General features: G+C 67.5%; 17 protein-coding genes. 9 read left to right on the top strand and 8 right to left on the bottom strand.

From position 1 onward, the window contains the following. Positions 1-10: 10 nt before the first annotated feature. Genes FBY28_RS12615 through FBY28_RS12605 form a run of 4 tightly spaced genes read right to left on the bottom strand, consistent with a single transcriptional unit; the run spans position 11 to position 3,663 of the window. Positions 11-1,291, bottom strand: a complete 1,281-nt coding sequence (locus tag FBY28_RS12615; protein WP_141867232.1) for a hypothetical protein — start codon at positions 1,289-1,291, stop codon at positions 11-13. Then, the gene (locus FBY28_RS12610) at positions 1,288-1,692 is read right to left on the bottom strand and encodes a putative periplasmic lipoprotein (protein ID WP_141867230.1); all 405 of its coding nucleotides are present in this window, start codon (positions 1,690-1,692) and stop codon (positions 1,288-1,290) included. Before FBY28_RS12610 ends, FBY28_RS12615 begins: the two co-directional genes overlap by 4 nt. 1 nt (position 1,693) lies before the next feature. Beyond that, a complete protein-coding gene (locus tag FBY28_RS25890) occupies positions 1,694-1,840 on the bottom strand; it encodes a hypothetical protein (protein WP_019510600.1) in 147 nt (48 codons plus the stop codon). Positions 1,841-1,881: 41 nt separating this feature from the next. Next, positions 1,882-3,663, bottom strand: a complete 1,782-nt coding sequence (locus FBY28_RS12605; RefSeq protein WP_216847651.1) for a hypothetical protein — start codon at positions 3,661-3,663, stop codon at positions 1,882-1,884. A gap of 127 nt (positions 3,664-3,790) precedes the next feature. On the opposite strand from FBY28_RS12605, the gene FBY28_RS12600 reads away from it, so the two are divergent. The 4 genes from FBY28_RS12600 to mmpH are packed head-to-tail and all read left to right on the top strand — an operon-like array spanning position 3,791 to position 7,457. Beyond that, positions 3,791-4,369: a hypothetical protein gene (locus FBY28_RS12600; protein WP_141867226.1), complete on the top strand. Its 579-nt coding sequence runs from the start codon at positions 3,791-3,793 to the stop codon at positions 4,367-4,369. Positions 4,370-4,421: 52 nt separating this feature from the next. Further along, complete coding sequence (manT, locus tag FBY28_RS12595) at positions 4,422-5,669, top strand: MMP alpha-(1->4)-mannosyltransferase (protein ID WP_141867224.1); 1,248 nt, start codon at positions 4,422-4,424, stop codon at positions 5,667-5,669. Further along, on the top strand, positions 5,663-6,379 hold the full coding sequence (locus FBY28_RS12590; protein WP_141867222.1) for a class I SAM-dependent methyltransferase: 717 nt from the start codon (positions 5,663-5,665) through the stop codon (positions 6,377-6,379). The genes manT and FBY28_RS12590 overlap by 7 nt, the downstream gene beginning before the upstream one ends. Position 6,380: 1 nt before the next feature. After that, on the top strand, positions 6,381-7,457 hold the full coding sequence (gene mmpH / locus FBY28_RS12585; RefSeq protein WP_141867220.1) for an MMP endo-(1,4)-3-O-methyl-alpha-D-mannosidase: 1,077 nt from the start codon (positions 6,381-6,383) through the stop codon (positions 7,455-7,457). Here mmpH and FBY28_RS12580 read toward each other — a convergent pair. Then, complete coding sequence (locus tag FBY28_RS12580) at positions 7,454-8,101, bottom strand: class I SAM-dependent methyltransferase (RefSeq protein ID WP_141867218.1); 648 nt, start codon at positions 8,099-8,101, stop codon at positions 7,454-7,456. The genes mmpH and FBY28_RS12580 overlap by 4 nt on opposite strands. A 53-nt stretch (positions 8,102-8,154) precedes the next feature. Here FBY28_RS12580 and FBY28_RS12575 point away from each other — a divergent pair, with 53 nt between their 5' ends. Then, positions 8,155-8,724, top strand: a complete 570-nt coding sequence (locus FBY28_RS12575; RefSeq protein ID WP_141867216.1) for a TetR/AcrR family transcriptional regulator — start codon at positions 8,155-8,157, stop codon at positions 8,722-8,724. Here the strand turns inward: FBY28_RS12575 and FBY28_RS12570 are convergent. Then, a complete protein-coding gene (locus FBY28_RS12570; RefSeq protein WP_141867214.1) occupies positions 8,670-9,296 on the bottom strand; it encodes a TetR/AcrR family transcriptional regulator in 627 nt (208 codons plus the stop codon). The genes FBY28_RS12575 and FBY28_RS12570 overlap by 55 nt on opposite strands. 105 nt (positions 9,297-9,401) lie before the next feature. Here FBY28_RS12570 and FBY28_RS12565 point away from each other — a divergent pair, with 105 nt between their 5' ends. Beyond that, entirely contained in the window at positions 9,402-10,724 is a 1,323-nt protein-coding gene (locus FBY28_RS12565) for a cytochrome P450 (RefSeq protein WP_141867211.1), read from the top strand. Position 10,725: 1 nt separating this feature from the next. On the opposite strand, the gene msrA is transcribed toward FBY28_RS12565, so the two are convergent. Next, positions 10,726-11,235 (bottom strand): peptide-methionine (S)-S-oxide reductase MsrA, encoded by a 510-nt coding sequence (gene msrA, locus FBY28_RS12560; protein ID WP_141867209.1) that lies wholly within the window; start codon positions 11,233-11,235, stop codon positions 10,726-10,728. Between the two features lie 61 nt (positions 11,236-11,296). Here msrA and FBY28_RS12555 point away from each other — a divergent pair, with 61 nt between their 5' ends. Genes FBY28_RS12555 through FBY28_RS12545 form a run of 3 tightly spaced genes read left to right on the top strand, consistent with a single transcriptional unit; the run spans position 11,297 to position 13,265 of the window. Beyond that, positions 11,297-11,734: a hypothetical protein gene (locus FBY28_RS12555; protein WP_216847649.1), complete on the top strand. Its 438-nt coding sequence runs from the start codon at positions 11,297-11,299 to the stop codon at positions 11,732-11,734. A 20-nt stretch (positions 11,735-11,754) separates the two neighbouring features. Then, complete coding sequence (locus tag FBY28_RS12550; protein ID WP_141867207.1) at positions 11,755-12,249, top strand: nuclear transport factor 2 family protein; 495 nt, start codon at positions 11,755-11,757, stop codon at positions 12,247-12,249. Next, the gene (locus FBY28_RS12545; protein ID WP_141867205.1) at positions 12,246-13,265 is read left to right on the top strand and encodes an NAD-dependent epimerase/dehydratase family protein; all 1,020 of its coding nucleotides are present in this window, start codon (positions 12,246-12,248) and stop codon (positions 13,263-13,265) included. Before FBY28_RS12550 ends, FBY28_RS12545 begins: the two co-directional genes overlap by 4 nt. Positions 13,266-13,291: 26 nt before the next feature. Here the strand turns inward: FBY28_RS12545 and FBY28_RS12540 are convergent, their stop codons facing one another. Beyond that, complete coding sequence (locus tag FBY28_RS12540; protein ID WP_141867203.1) at positions 13,292-14,713, bottom strand: HNH endonuclease signature motif containing protein; 1,422 nt, start codon at positions 14,711-14,713, stop codon at positions 13,292-13,294. Positions 14,714-14,717: the final 4 nt, after the last annotated feature.

Raw genomic sequence — 14,717 nt, 5'->3', positions numbered from 1 at the left:
ACCGTACTGCTCAGCCGCCGAAGAGCAGATAGAGCCCGAGGAACGTGTAGCCCACCATGACCAGCATCATCGCCAGCTGCCCGGTCATCTGATGCCCCTTGGGCAGTACCCGCAGCGCGCGGTCGTGCGCGGCCACCACCCCCGCCACATGCCCGAGCAGCACGAAGCCCACCTTGAGCGATGCCAGCAGTGACGGGTGCATGGACAGCAGGTAATAGACCTGCGCGTCCTGCAGCCCGAGCAGCGCGTGCACCGTCTGCTGACCCTTCTCGATCAGGTAGGTCAGGTAGTGGGCGAACACGTATCCGATGACGATCGGTATCAGCGAGTGCGCCATCAAACCCGGCAGTTGCCTGCGCCGCGCGCGGTCCACACCACCGGTGGCCGCGGCCGCCAGACTGAACGTCACGCCGACGGTGACGACGAAGACCGCCAGCCCGGCCGTCTTGACGGCGCTGGCTCCCCATTGTCCGTCGGCGTGCGCGTCGACGAAGTTGCGCCATCCCGGGATGGCCGAGAAGCTGTCGAAGGCCGTGGAGCCCAGCAGAACCGCCAGCACGGCAACGATGCCCGGGCGGACCGGTAGCGATAGCAGCCGGTCGAACGGGTTACCGATAGCGATGCGGCCGTCCGGGTTGCGCCGCCACGGTGCGCACCGCGAGGCCACCATGCTGTACACCTCGAACGGGTCGGCTCGCGCACACCAGCGCTGCCCGCACCCGAGCGCACCGACCATGGTGATCCCGAAGTACACCAGCAGCCAGATCTTCACCGCCGGAAGCGATCCGGGGTCGGGACTGGCCAGCTCCAGCCAGACGAAGGCGAACAACCCGGCCGCTGCCGGCCAGTAGCCCAGCCGGGCCGGGTAGGTGATGCGGGCACCACGCACGCCCAGCAGGCGTGCGAGGGTGCGGGCCGGCGACAGCACCCGCCAGACGGGGCCGAACAGCACCGACAACGCCACCAATCCGACCCACAGCAGCACGTAGAACACCCCGGGCAGGGCATTGCGGGAATCCTGCGGACCGGTCACGGCCGCGACGGCGACCCAGACGGTGAACGCGACACCGGCGCCGGCCAGCCCCCAGCGGGTGATGGCCGAGTCCACGACGCGGGTCACCATGTCGGGCAGCGGACGTCCCGGCGCGTCGGCATCGAATCGCGGTGTGCGCCAAGCCAGTGCGACCAGGGCGAAGGTGAAGGTGAGTGTCCAGGCGGCGCCGAGCAGCGCGTAGGTGAACGGGATGGGCAGGTCGGTCGAGCCGCCCAGCCCGTGCGCCAGTACGGTCACTGCACCGCGATGGTCGCGACGACCCGATGCGCCTCGTGCAGTTCCACGTCGACCTTTCCGGGCACCTCGACGGTGAACTGGAACGTCTGTGCCGGACCGGATTTCACTTCGAAGGAGTGTTCGGGGGTGGCGTGGACGTGCAGTTCGTCGGGTGTGTCGCTGGTGACCCGGATCAGTATCGGCTCACCGACACGGGCCCGCAGCTGTTGATTGGTCGGGGTGACCTGGCCGCCGGCGATGGTGACCTCGAGCAGCACCTGCTCCGGTGCCGCCTGCTGGTCGGTCAGGGTCGGGACCGCGGACGCGGCGGGCTGGGCCGTCTCCTCGGGACGGTCGGGTGGCCGGCTGCTGCAACCCACCGATACCAGTGCCGCGGTGGCCAACACGATCAGTGACCGCAAACTACGTCCTCTCCTCGTCGGTGTCTTCGTCATCGTCGGGGGTGCGCCGGTCCCGGATCGCCACATAGGCGACGACGCCCGCGACCACGACCGCAGGCGCAAAAGCCGGCAGCGCCAACAGCAGTGAATGGTCGGCCAGATAGGTCATCGACGTGTTCAGTGTTGTGGCACCGGATGTTTGGGTGTCGATTAGGCGTCCACCCGCATCTCCCGGTCGTTGATCCGGCCCGCACCCCAGCTCAATGCCGCGATGAGGATGAGCGAGCACAGCAGGACCACCAGGGAGGCCGCGGTGAACAGCCAGCTCGGCACCTCCAGGTTGCGCTCGCGCTGCAGGATCTCGATCTCCTGGACGAACGGCCGATCGATCGACCGCTCGGCGGGCAGTTCGGTGGCACCGATACCCGGGTCGGCGGGCAGGAACACGGGCACGGCGGCCATGGTCCGGCCGTCCTGGACACGGACCAGTGTTTTCCAGGTGCCCCACACCGGCATCGGGCGGGTGGTGCGGTAGTGCCCGGGCCCGAGCCGCTCCAGGTGGTCGACCACCAGTCCGCGCTCGTTGTCCAGTCCGCCCTGCCAGGACAGCATCGACACCCATTCGGGGTCCTCACTGATCAGATCGGCGGGGGTGACGCGGATATCGGCGCTGACCAGCCGCTGGCCGGCGGGGCTGGGAAGTTCGGTCAGGGTGATCTGCGCGCTGGCGTTCTGCGGCACCGAGATGTTCAACCCGTTGCCCACGGCAGCGCCGATGGTCAGCACGGTCGCCACGATGATGCCGATGCTCACCGCGCGTTTGGGCAGCGGTCGCCCGGTGAGCACGATGCCCAGCAGCGCGCCGCACATGCCCATCAAAACGGCGACGGGCGCGGCGGTGATCACGGTCTCGGTCCACATCGAGGTGGGCCACGGATACATGAAGACGGCGTCGATCCAGAAGGACTCCAGCCACAGCCCGACGGTCCCGATGGCGGCACCGGCCACCGCGCCGAACACGATGGGCCGCTTGATCAATGGGGTGAGTGCCAGCGCCTCGACCACCAGGGCCGGGCCGAGGTACAGCGCGAACCAGCTGTAGGGCGCCCCGAGCACCGGGCCGACGGCCACGGCGACGATGCCGCGGATCAGTAGGGCGAACAGCACGGCCGCGATGGCCGCGCCGCGTCCCATGGTGATCCGCGCGGCGATGAGTGCCAGTGCGGCCGCCGCGGCGACCAGCATGGGGTGCAGGACCAGCCGGAACTGCTCGATGCCGAAGTCGTATTCGACGGGGAAGACCGACATGCCGATGACCAGGCCGCCGAAGGCGAAGTACCGCAGCACCGTCGGCAGCGAGCTGTCGTCGGCCGCGGTCCCCGAGGCGAGCCGGCCCTCGTGTTCGAGCAGCAGCACGGCGACCAGGGACAGGCCGGCACCGCCGATCAACATCAGATGCGTCGGCCCCCAGAGGGTGACGTCTTGGCCGAAGATGCGGTGCCAGACGTCATCGAGCGGGAAGCCGATGAGCGCGTACAGACCGCAGGCAGCCATCAGGACTCCGCCGACCGGGGCGTACCAGGTCCTGGTGATCTTGATGGCCGCCGGCCCGGGCTTCTCGTGGGGCAGGATGATCGCCATCGAACCGGCGATGAACAGCAGGAACAGTCCGACCAGGATGAAGTAGTGCGCCGGGTTGGCCAACGGGCCGGAGTCGCGGCCCTTGCCGATGTGCAGGCTGACATCCCAGATGAAGCCGAACATGGCGCAGATGATCGTCGAGGTGAACAGCAGTGTCGGCAGGGCCACCCAGGCGGGCCGGTTCATCTTGGCGCCGACCTTGTCGCCGAGGTTGCCCAGCCAGGTGATCCGGCGGGTGCGGTGCAGGATGCCGATCCACAGCAGCCCCGCGGTGATGATGGCGGTCGCGATCGAGATACCGATGATCTGGTCCAGCGCGGCGCCACCACCCTCGGTGGCCTCCACTGCCAAGACTGACAACGTGCCTGCCATCTGCACCCCCGATTGAGTCGCCGTCGACGTTCTTACCGGCCGGTAATGTTGCCAGAATCGGTTATCCGAAACCAGGGGTACCGGGTCACGATTAGCCTCGGTGTCGATGAAGCTCGCCGGTTATCGCCTACGGCAACGCGACAGCATCAGCTGCGGTCCCACCGTCGCGGTGGTCGCCGCCGCGTTGCTGGACGACGGTTACCGGTCGCGGCTGCAGACGGGTCCCGGCTGGTTCGGCACCGAACAGGACATGGTGCATCGGCTGGTGAACCGGGTCTGGCCGCGGCGGCTGGGGATGACCCCGCCGGGTCTGGCCGCCGCCATCGCGGACCGCTGCGGGGTGCCTTGTCGCTGGCGGATCGCACGCGGTCTGCTACCCGGGCGGGTGGGTGCCGGGGCAGATGGGCTGGCCGATGGGCTGGCTGATGTGCTGGACACCGTGCGGGCCGGCGCTCCGGTGCCGATGCTGATCGGACACCTCATCCCGCGGCACTGGGTCCTGATCGTGTCGGTGACCGGAGAACGGTTGCGCTGTTTCGATCCGGCGTCCGGCGAACTGCGCGAGGTCACCGTCTCGGCTGTCCGGCAAGCGCAACTGGAGGGCCTCGGCTTCGGCAGACCGTTCGCTTTCGTGCTACCGATCCGACCCGGGCCGCGTTGCGCCCCCCAGCGGGTCGAACTATAGTCTGGACACATGTCCAGCATGCCTGCGCCGCAGTTCAGCGGATTGAGCTGACGTGCGTATCGCTCTTCTCTCCTATCGCAGCAAGACCCATTGCGGTGGGCAGGGCGTCTACGTCAGGTACCTGTCCCAAGGCCTTGCCGAGCTCGGCCACCAGGTCGAGGTGTTCTCCGGTCAGCCCTATCCGGAGGGCCTCGACCCGCGGGTCCGGCTCACCAAGGTGCCCAGCCTGGACCTCTACCGCGAGCCCGATCCGTTCCGGGTTCCGCACCCGCGTGAGATCCGCGATCACATCGACGTGCTCGAACTGCTGACCATGTGGACGGCCGGATTCCCCGAGCCCAAGACGTTCTGTATGCGGGTCAAGCGGATCATGGCCGAGCGCGGCGACGAGTTCGATGTCGTGCACGACAACCAGAGCCTGGGATCGGCGCTGCTGGGCATCGCGGACATGGGATTGCCTGTCGTTGCCACGGTGCACCATCCGATCACCAGGGACCGGGTCCTGGAGGTGGCCGCCGCGCCGTGGTGGCGCAAGCCGCTGGTCCGGCGGTGGTATGCCTTTGCCGAGACGCAGAAGAAGGTCGCGCGCGCCATCCCCGAACTGCTGACGGTCTCCTCGACGTCGGCGGCCGATATCGCCGAGGATTTCGGGGTGAGCGCCGACCAGCTGCACGTGGTGCCGCTGGGGGTGGACACCGATCTGTTCACACCGTCGCCGACGCGGGTTCCCGGGCGCATCATCGCCATCGCCAGCGCCGACGTGCCGCTCAAGGGCGTCGGGAATCTGTTGCATGCGGTGGCCCGGCTGCGCGCCCACCACAACCTCGATGTGCAGCTGGTGTCCAAGCTCGAGCCCAACGGTCCGACCGAGAAGCTCATCGCCGAACTGGGCATCTCCGATATCGTGCACATCTCCAGCGGATTGTCCGACGAGGATCTTGCCGGCTTGTTGGCCTCGGCCGAGATCGCCTGCATCCCTTCGTTGTACGAGGGTTTCTCGCTGCCCGCCGTCGAGGCGATGGCAAGTGGTACCCCGATCGTCGCCAGCCGGGCGGGCGCGTTGCCCGAGGTGCTGGGAGCCGAGGGCGAGTGCGCCAGGTTGGTGCCGCCCGCCGATGTCGATCAATTGACCACCGTGCTCGGTGAACTGCTCGATTCGCCTGCCGAGCGGCAGCGCCTAGGCGCGGCCGGCCGTCGCCGGGCCGTCGAGGTGTTCAGCTGGGAATCCGTTGCGGCACAGACCGTCGCGGTTTACCAGCGAGCCGCCCAGAGAATTCAGAAAGGACGCACTGCGTGCTGACCGTCGATTTCGACAGACTTGGTATCGGCCCGGGGACATCGGTCATCGATGTCGGTTGCGGGGCCGGACGGCATTCCTTCGAGGCCTACCGGCGGGGTGCGGACGTCGTCGCCTTCGACCAGAGCGTCGAGGATCTCAATGACGTCGACGCGATCCTGACCGCGATGAAGGAGCAGGGTGAGGCTCCGGCCTCGGCACGTGCCGAGGCCGTCAAGGGTGATGCTCTCGACCTGCCCTACGCCGACGGAACCTTCGACTGTGTGATCGCCTCGGAGATCCTGGAGCACGTACCCGCCGACGACGCGGCAATCGCCGAGTTGGTCCGGGTCCTCAAACCCGGCGGCGCGCTGGCGATCACGGTGCCGCGCTGGCTCCCGGAAAAGGTCTGCTGGATGCTCTCGGACGAGTATCACGCCAACGAGGGCGGCCATATCCGCATCTACAAGGCCGACGAGTTGCGCGACAAGATCACCGGCCGGGGAATGCATTTCACCCACAGTGAGCATGCGCATTCGCTGCACTCGCCGTTCTGGTGGCTCAAATGTGCTGTCGGCGTGGACAAGCCCGATCACCCGGTGGTGACCGCGTATCACAAGCTGCTGGTGTGGGACATGATGAGCCGGCCATGGGTCACCAAGCAGGCCGAGGCCGCGTTGAATCCGCTGATCGGCAAGAGCGTCGCCCTCTACTTCCGCAAACCAACGGCCTGAGATGACCGCCCGCGAGATCCCCGGTGTTGCCGGTGTTCTGACACCCGAGCAATGCCTTCAGACCGCGGTCTCGATCGCCGAGACCCAGGAGTCCTCGGGGGCCATTCCGTGGTCCGTGGGCGGACACACCGATCCCTGGGATCACGTCGAGAACGCGATGGCGCTGACGGTGGCCGGGCTGCTGGAGCCGGCGCGGGCCGCCTTCGAGTGGAGCCGGACGGCTCAACGGCCGGACGGGTCCTGGCCGATCCAGCTGCGTAACGGCGTCATCGAGGACGCCAACACCGACAGCAACTTCTGCGCCTATATCGCGACCGGTGTGTGGCACCACGTGTTGATCACCGGTGACCGCCGCTTCGCCGAGTTGATGTGGCCGACGGTGTCCCGCGCGATCGACCTGGTGCTGACGATGCAGCTCCCAGGTGGGGAGATCGGTTGGGCCAGAAGCGATGCCGGTCTGATCGAGGAGGCGCTGCTGACCGGCTGCGCGAGCATCTTCCACAGCATCCGGTGTGCGCTGGCACTGGCCAACTATCTGGACGACCCGCAACCGGAGTGGGAGGTGGCGCTCGGCCAGCTGGGCCATGCCATCGCCGAGCACCCGGAGTCGTTCAACGCCAAGGACTCTCACGCGATGGAGTGGTACTACCCGGTGCTCGGCGGTGCGTTGCGCGGGCATGCCGCACGGGCCCGTATCGAAGCGCGATGGAACGATTTCGTGGTCGAGGACCTCGGCATCCGCTGTGTGGATCATCGGCCATGGGTCACCGGTGCCGAAACCTGCGAGCTGGTGCTGACGTTGGACGCCATCGGTGATCGCGCCAGGGCCCGCGAACAGTTCGCCGCGATGCAGCACCTGCGCGAAGGTGACGGTTCCTACTGGACCGGACTGGTGTTCGCCGACGGGAAGCGTTGGCCGGAGGAGCGGACCACGTGGACGGGTGCGGCGATGATCCTGGCCGCCGACGCGCTGTCGAGCACCACCCCGGCTGCGGGTATCTTCCGGACCGACCTTCCGCGCGGACTGGAGAGCGAATTCGACTGTGCTTGCGCTACATCCGGTCCGGCGGGGCGTTAGCGACGCTCCAGCAGCCGCAGCGAGCCGGTGACCGACACCTCGGTGAAATCACCGGAATCGATGGCGCGCCGGTAGATGTGGTAGGGCGCCTGTCCGCCGTCCTTCGGGTCGGGGAACACGTCGTGGATCACCAGAGCGCCGCCGGAGGCCACCCACTTGGCCCACCCGTCGTAGTCGCGCTGAGCGGCCTCCTCGGTATGACCGCCGTCGATGAACAGGAACTGCACCGGCGTGGCCCAGACCTTGGCGACCACAGGCGATTTCCCGACGATGGCCACCACGTGCTCGTCAAGGCCCGCCAGGTCGAGGGTGTGCCGTGCGGTGGGCAGGGTGTCGAATCGGCCGGTGACCGGGTCGACCAGGCTGGTGTCGTGATACTCCCACCCCGGCTGGTGTTCCTCGGACCCGTGGTGGTGGTCGACGGTGTAGATGATGCTGCCGGTCTGCACGGCGGCCGCCCCGAGCAGCACCGTCGACTTACCGCAGTACGTGCCGATCTCGACGCCGACGCCGCCGGCCAGGTAGCGCACCGCCGCGTCGTAGAGCGCACGCCCCTCGTCGGCCGGCAGGAAGCCGGTGACCTGCTCGGCGAACGCGAAGAGCCGGGCGGTTTCGGACGGCAGGTCGGCCTGCGCGGTGCTCATGGCAGACAACCTACCGTTGCTGGTGGGCCGGGGTTGCAGTAGTGTCTGGACACGTGTCCGATGCGACCCTGGAGTCGACGCGCCGTCGGTTGAGCGCCAAGCAGGCCGACACCGTCGATCGCCTCGGCAGGGCGGCCTTGGATCTGTTGGCCCGGGATGGTTTCGCGGCGTTGACCGTGCGTCGGGTGGCCGCGGAGGCCGGCGTCGGTGCCGCGACGGCCTATACATACTTCTCGTCGAAGGAACACCTTGTTGCCGAGGTGTTCTGGCGTCGGCTCGCTGAATCGCCGCTGGCCGCCCACGAGTCCGAGGATCCGGCGACCAGGGTGCTGGAGGTGCTCGAACACATTTCCGCGCTGGTGGCCGGCGAGCCGGAATTCGCGGGGGCGGTGACCAACGCGCTGCTCGGTAAGGATCCCGATGTCGACGCACTGCGGGGGCGTATCGGCGCCGATATCCGAGGCCGTCTCGTGGCGGCGCTGGGGGCGGCGGTCGACGCCGATGTCATCGAGGCGCTCGAGTTGCTCTACACCGGAACGCTGGTGTGGGCAGGAATGGGCTATGAGGACTATCCGGAGATCTCGCTGCGGCTACTGAAATCGGCGCGGCTGATCCTGCGTTGATCCGCCCCGAGGATCGCCGCCGCCGCGGTGATGGCCGGCGCCAGGATGCGCTGCACCGGTGCGCCGTCCTCGACTGTCAGGGCGGTGAGCTCCCGGAGCCCGCCGAGCAGGATCACCGCGAGTTCGCGGCTCACCGGTGCGATGTCCGCGCGCTGGAAGCCCGGACTGCTGGTCAGCTCGACGAGCATTTCGGTCAGTCCGCTCATCGCCGAACGCTGCACGGTGCGCACCGTCGCGCCGAGGGCGGGCAGTTCCCTGATCCAGCTGAGCATGATCGCCGGCCCGGCGTCGATGTGGGCGACGTAGGCCGAGGCGGCCTGCTCGATTTGGTCCTGCCATGGTGCCTGCGGATCCACCGCGGCGCGGATCTCGGCGATCAGTGCTTCGTGGTCGGCGCGCAGCAGCTCGAGGAAGCACTGTTCCTTGTCGGTGAATTCGGCATAGAAGGTGCGCTTGGAGGTGCGAGCGTGGCGCACGATATCGGCGACCGTGGTGGTGCGATAGCCGCGCTCGGCGATCGAGGCGGCCAGCCCGTCGAGCAGGCGAACCCGAAACGACGTGTCGTCGCTCATCAACCCTCCTCGTCGAACGGGTCTTGCCCGGGGCGGTACCGGGGAGTACCGTAGCTCACACCCCGTGGTACACCGCAGTACCACCAACCGGTCTGGAGTGTGGTCATGAGCGAAGCGACCGTCGAACGTATCGATACCCCCGCCATCAACCTGCCTCCCGGCCCGACCTTCAACCGAGCGGTGCTCGGCATCGGCTTTGCGCTGTTCCGCCGTCCGGTGGTCGCGCGTCTGGCCAGTCGGTACGGGTCTGCCTTCAGTATGCAGCTGCCGGTCTTCGGCCCGACGGTGATCGTCACCGACTCGCAGTTGGCCAAGCAGTTGTTCACGGCCAGCCCGGAGGATGTCGGCAACATCCAACCCAATCTGTCGCGCATCCTCGGGCCGGGTTCGGTCTTCGCGCTCGACCGTGCCGAGCACCGACGTCGCCGCAAGCTGCTCACCCCACCGTTCCACGGCAAGAGCATCAAGAACTACGAACGCATCTTCGAGGAAGAGACGCTGCGCGAGTCGGCGAATTGGCCTATCGGGCAGGAGTTTCCGATTCTCGAACCGATGATGCGGATAACCCTCAACGCGATCCTGCGCGCGGTGTTCGGTGCCGACGGAGCTCACCTCGACGAACTGCGCCGGATCATCCCGCCGTGGGTGACGCTGGGCTCGCGGTGCGCGACCCTGCCCACTCCGAAGCGGGACTACGGCCGCTGGCATCCCTGGACCCGGTTGGCCGAGTATCGCCGCCGCTACGACGAGGTGGTCGGCAGGCTCATCGACGAGGTCGCAGCCGATCCGCGTCTCGACGAGCGCGATGACGTGCTGGCCCTGTTGCTGCGCAGCACCTACGAGGACGGCACCGCGATGTCGCGACAGGACATCGCCGACGAACTGTTGACCCTGCTGGCGGCCGGTCACGAAACCACGGCCTCGACCATGGGGTGGGTGTTCGAGCGGATCAGCAGGCATCCGGACGTGCTGAACAGGCTGGTGAGCGAAGCGACGGGAGATGACACCGCCAATGAGTACCGCCAAGCCGTCATCCTCGAGACCCAGCGGGTGCGCACCGTCATCGACTTCTCGGGACGGCATATCTATTCACCGACCTTCGAACTCGGCGAGTGGGTCATCCCGCGCGGACATTCGATCGTGGTGAGCCTGTCGCAGCTGCACGAGCGTGAGTTCGACAACGCCGATCGATTCGATCCACAGCGGTTCGTCGGCAACCGTCCGCCGCTGGCCTGGGTGCCCTACGGCGGCGGGACCCGGCGCTGCATCGGTGCGGTGTTCGCGAACGTGGAGATGGATATCGTCCTGCGAACGGTGTTGCGGCACTTCACTCTTGCCACCACCACCGCGCCGGGGGAGAAGGTGCACTCACGTGGAGTGGCCTTCACCCCCAAGCGCGGTGGGCGGGTGGTGCTACACGCCCGGTGAATCAGACCTCCGCGCGCTTGGGCAGCTTCCAGCCCGGGCGCGGGAAGTGGCAGGTGTACCCGGTCGGGTAGCGCACCAGGTAGTCCTGATGCTCGGGCTCGGCCTCCCAGAAGGGGGCCTCCGGTACCACCTCGGTGACGACCTTTCCGGGCCAGAGGCCGGAGGCGTCGACATCGGCGATGGTGTCCAGCGCGATCGACTTCTGCTCGTCGTCGACATAGAAGATCGCCGACCGGTAGCTGCTGCCGACATCGTTGCCCTGACGGTTCTTCGTCGACGGGTCGTGGATCTGGAAGAAGAACTCCAGCAATGCCCGGTAGTCGGTCTCGGCGGGGTCGTAGGTGATCTCGATCGCCTCGGCATGGCCCGGGTGGTTGCGGTAGGTGGCGTGCTCGTTCTCGCCGCCGGTGTAGCCCACCCGCGTCGACACGACCCCCGGCTGCTTGCGAATCAGATCCTGCATGCCCCAGAAGCAGCCGCCGGCCAGAATGGCCTTCTGGAAGTCGCTCATGCGCTATCACTCCTTTGCTTCGGTTCACCATCCATTGTGCTCCGCCGTTACGGTGGAACCCATGCGTAGAGCTGTAACAACAGCGCTCGTCGGTCTAATCCACGCCGGCTGCCTGCTCACGGCCGGTTTTCCGGTCGCCTCGGCCAGTCCTGCGGACGTCCCGCCCGAGGTTCCTGTCGACCCGGACCGGGTAGTGTTCGCCGACAATCCGCAGATACTCAACCCACATGCCGCGGAGGTGGAGTCGTGGAGCCGCAGCGATGACGGATTGCTGCTGAACTTCGTCTCCGGTGCCCGAGACTGTTTCGGCGTCCACGTCCTGGTCGACGAGACCCCGGAGGCCGTCACCGTGGATCTCAACGGCGGTATGCCGCCCTCGTCGATCGGCCGGATGTGCATCGCGCAGGCCGTGCCCGGCAGTGTCGAGGTCCGCCTCGACGAACCGCTGGGTGACCGGGTGGTGCTGGCCGTTGCCAGAAATCTCGACAAACCCAGCTAGAACGTGTTCTAGTTTGTGGTGTGACGCCATTCACCCGTGACGAATTGGCCGAGGCGTACACCGCCTTCGAGAAGACCGTGGCTCGTGCCGCGACCACCAGGGACTGGGACCCGTGGGTGGACCAGTACACCCCCGATGTCGAGTACGTGGAGCACGCCGCAGGCACGATGCGTGGCCGGGAGCAGGTGCGGCCGTGGATCTGGAAGACGATGGAGACCTTCCCGGGTAACCACATGACCGCCTTTCCGTCGCTGTGGTCGGTGATCGACGAAGCCACCGCGCGGGTCATCTGCGAACTCGACAATCCCATGCGTGATCCCGGGGACGGCACCATCATCAGCGCCACCAACATCTCGATCCTCACCTACGCCGGTGACGGTCTGTGGCGCCGGCAGGAGGACATCTACAACCCGCTCCGGTTTGTCTCCGCGGCCATGAAGTGGTGCAAGAAGGCGCAGCAACTCGGGACCCTCGACGACGAGGCCGCCGAATGGATGAAGGGTATGGCGCGATGACGGAGACGTCCCCGGTCCTGGTGATCGGCGCGAACGGCTATCTCGGCTCGCATCTGACCCGACAACTGGTGGCCGACGGCCACGATGTGCGGGTGGTGGTGCGTGCGGGCGCCAACACCATCGGCATCGACGACCTCGATGTGCAGCGCTTCGTCGGCGACATCTGGGACAACGATGTGTTGCGCGCCGCGATGACCGGTGCGCAGACGGTCTACTACTGCGTGGTGGACACCCGGGGCTGGTTGCGTGATCCTTCGCCGCTGTTCCGCACCAATGTCGAGGGCACCCGCAATGTGCTGAACATCGCCGTCGAACCCGAGATTGCCTCCGGTTTGCAGAAGTTCGTGTTCACCAGCAGCTATGCCACGGTCGGGCGGCGTCGCGGCCGAGTCGCGACCGAGGGCGACGTCATCGGCCGCCGGGGCCTCACCCCGTATGTGCAGTCGCGGGTGCAGGCCGAGAACCTGGTGCTGTCGTATGCCCGCGAGCGGGGGCTGCCGGCGGTGGCGATGTGCGTGTCGACGACCTTTGGCGGCAAGGACTGGGGGCGCACCCCGCATGGAGCGATCATCGCGGGCGCGGCCTTCGGGAAACTGCCCTTCGTGATGAGCGGTATCGAGCTCGAAGCCGTCGGCGTCGACGATGCTGCGCGGGCGCTGATCCTGGCCGCCGAGAAGGGACGCGTCGGCGAGCGATATCTGATCTCGGAGAAGATGATCAGCAATGCCGAGGTGGCCAGGATCGCCGCCACCGCAGTCGGTGTCGCACCGCCCACGCGGTCGATCCCGTTGCCGTTGACCTACGTGCTGGCCGCGCTGGGCACCGTCAAGGGGCGGTTGCGCAAGTCGGACGAGAAGCTCTCGCTGGTCTCGTTGCGGTTGATGCGCGCGGAGGCGCCGGTCGACTGCACCAAGGCCCGCAGTGAACTCGGTTGGGAGCCAACGCCGGTGGAGGACTCCATCGCCGAGGCGGCCCGGTTCTGGGTAGAGCTGCGCAATTCGCGCAAGAGAACCTAGCCGGTGCCTCGCCGGTCCTCCGGCGCTTAGAACGGTGGTGGGTGGGTGTCGATGTGGGTGCGGTTGTGTGCGCGTTCGTGGGCTATTCGGTAGGCCTGGTTCTGTGCGCGGGTGCGGGATCGTCTGGGGGCGGCCCGTTCTCGGCCCGGCATTGGTGGTGGCGCCGGTGCCGTGATCAGGGCTGTTGACGGGATGGCCAGGGCGGGAAAGAACAACGCGCCGTCGGGTTTTGTGGTGTAGACCCGCCCGTTGGGGGCGGTGAGGGTGAGGGTGCCGTCGGGGTGTTGTTGGTCGGTCCAGCCGCGGGGCTCGCAGTGGAATGTCTTGATCAGGTGATGGATGCGGCAGTACAGCTTGGTGTTCGAGGGATGGGTGGGCCCGGCCGGCCAGGGTGTGGTGTGGTCGATATCGCAGCGCGCCACCACCACAGTGCAGCCCGGCCAGCGACACGTCAGGTCCCGGCAGCCGACGAAATCAGCCAGCGCTCTGGACGGGTGATAGCCGGGTTCGGTACCCAAATCCTCTGCTTCGGGCACGGGCCGGATCCGGGCTGCGGGTAGCAGGTCGGCGAGTTGGTCGGCGGTGATGGGCCCGTACCCGGGGAGCAACGCCGGGGCCCGTGTCTTCGCCGGGCCGCGGCGTTCGGTCTGTGCGGCGGTGATGCTGCCCTGCTCGGTGAGCACGTGAACAATGAACTGACCGGTGGCCACTTCGTTGCCTGCTGCCGGGCAGTCCTGGCGTCCACACCGGCACGCGATGCTGGTCGCCCGCAGCGCCAGTGCGTCGAGGGCGTCGGCGCGGCGTTGGGTGTGGGTGCGCGGATCGTGCGGGCACACGGTGCGGGCCAGGGCGTCGACGCTCTGGTCGAAGACCGCCCCTTTGGTGGCGTCGACGAGGCCGTGGATTTCGACCATCCCGTCCCCGACCGGTGCCACGGTCAGGTGGCGGCGCCGCCGGGTCTCGCGGGCGCGGCGGACCGCGACGGGGTCGATCTCGATGATCATCCAGTCGATCAGCTCGGCGATCCGTTCATCCGACAGTGCGTTCCACGAGGGGGCGGCCGCGGCGAGCTGGGTGTCGATGATGGCGGTGATGTCGGGGTCGGTGATCAACGCACAGCGGTGCAGGATGACCCGCAGCACCCGCAGGTCCACCCCACCCCCGGCGAACACCTGGGCGAAGGCCGGGAGTCGGGTGAGCAGGTCACGGCCCTGGGTGATCAGCGTGCAGGCCCGGCCCCGGCTGATTCCCAGCTCCGCACCCAGTTCGGCGGCCACCAGTTCCCAGTCATCGACAATCAGATCCTGCAATCCGTGCCCGAGCTCGGCCATCCGGGCCAGGGCGAACCGGCCCGCCGCGAGCACCTTGGCCGCCACCGCGGCCCGTTCGGCCAGTAGCTGATCGCGCGCGGCATCGAGGTGGACCCCCACACCCGACCGTTCGCTCATACGT

Origin of the sequence: Arthrobacter sp. SLBN-53, from assembly GCF_006715585.1 — a bacterium.
GTDB lineage: Bacteria > Actinomycetota > Actinomycetes > Mycobacteriales > Mycobacteriaceae > Mycobacterium > Mycobacterium neoaurum_A.
Note: the sequence above shows the minus strand (reverse complement) of the source record. Positions and strands in the feature narration are given on the sequence as shown.

What these genes read in the sequence shown, in the direction of transcription:
- FBY28_RS25890 (WP_019510600.1), bottom strand. Translation starts at nt 1,840, where the DNA reads ATGACCTATCTGGCCGACCATTCACTGCTGTTGGCGCTGCCGGCTTTT.
- FBY28_RS12600 (WP_141867226.1), top strand. Translation starts at nt 3,791, where the DNA reads ATGAAGCTCGCCGGTTATCGCCTACGGCAACGCGACAGCATCAGCTGC.
- mmpH (WP_141867220.1), top strand. Translation starts at nt 6,381, where the DNA reads ATGACCGCCCGCGAGATCCCCGGTGTTGCCGGTGTTCTGACACCCGAG.
- FBY28_RS12580 (WP_141867218.1), bottom strand. Translation starts at nt 8,101, where the DNA reads ATGAGCACCGCGCAGGCCGACCTGCCGTCCGAAACCGCCCGGCTCTTC.
- FBY28_RS12570 (WP_141867214.1), bottom strand. Translation starts at nt 9,296, where the DNA reads ATGAGCGACGACACGTCGTTTCGGGTTCGCCTGCTCGACGGGCTGGCC.
- FBY28_RS12565 (WP_141867211.1), top strand. Translation starts at nt 9,402, where the DNA reads ATGAGCGAAGCGACCGTCGAACGTATCGATACCCCCGCCATCAACCTG.
- msrA (WP_141867209.1), bottom strand. Translation starts at nt 11,235, where the DNA reads ATGAGCGACTTCCAGAAGGCCATTCTGGCCGGCGGCTGCTTCTGGGGC.
- FBY28_RS12555 (WP_216847649.1), top strand. Translation starts at nt 11,297, where the DNA reads ATGCGTAGAGCTGTAACAACAGCGCTCGTCGGTCTAATCCACGCCGGC.
- FBY28_RS12545 (WP_141867205.1), top strand. Translation starts at nt 12,246, where the DNA reads ATGACGGAGACGTCCCCGGTCCTGGTGATCGGCGCGAACGGCTATCTC.
- FBY28_RS12540 (WP_141867203.1), bottom strand. Translation starts at nt 14,713, where the DNA reads ATGAGCGAACGGTCGGGTGTGGGGGTCCACCTCGATGCCGCGCGCGAT.